This is a genomic window from Paraburkholderia sp. SIMBA_053 (genome assembly GCF_046534895.1).
GTDB classification, from domain to species: domain Bacteria; phylum Pseudomonadota; class Gammaproteobacteria; order Burkholderiales; family Burkholderiaceae; genus Paraburkholderia; species Paraburkholderia caledonica.
The window spans coordinates 1-568 of the sequence record NZ_JAWRXU010000064.1 but is presented as its reverse complement, the minus strand read 5'-3'; the positions used below and the strand labels follow the sequence as shown (position 1 = coordinate 568).

Sequence of the window (568 nt, the reverse complement as noted above, 5' to 3'; positions counted from 1 at the left end):
CTGCTCGATCAGATCCCTACGGACGACGCGATCGATACCATCGGTGGAGACGGCGCATACGACACGAAGCAATGCCACGTGGCGATTGCCGCGCGCGATGCACAACCGGCGATCCCACCGCGCGAAGGGGCAATGCCCTGGCCGGGGAACACGCCCGGCGCCGCCTGGCGCAACGAGGCCATCGGTGCCATTGCGCGAGACGGCCGAAGGGAATGGAAGAAGCGCAGCGGCTATCACCAGCGCTCGCTGGTCGAGAACCTGATGTACCGGCTCAAGACGCTCACCGGCAATTGTCTGTGGGCGCGCACGATCGGCTCCCAGGCGACCGAAGTGGCGGTTCGCGTCGGCGTGCTCAACCGTATGACGGCGCTCGCACGTCCGCAATCCGCTCGCATTGCCTGAATTCAAGATCACAAGACCGCCTTTGTCTTCAAACCCGATTTATGCAACAACGCCGCGCTGAAGACACTGCTCGGCTTCGACCTGATCCATACGCTGCGCAATCGCGACGAGATGCTGCGCTCGGGCGTGATCTGGACGCACACCGAGCAGGAATGGCTATCGGCCG

At 63.6% G+C, this 568-nt stretch carries 1 protein-coding gene; it reads left to right on the top strand.

Features of this window, described 5'->3' with window-relative positions; translation table 11 throughout:
• Nucleotides 1–402 (top strand): IS5 family transposase (locus SB753_RS34545; protein ID WP_410804525.1); only part of this gene is annotated, 402 nt, incomplete at its 5' end.
• Between the last annotated feature and the right edge of the window lie 166 nt (nucleotides 403–568).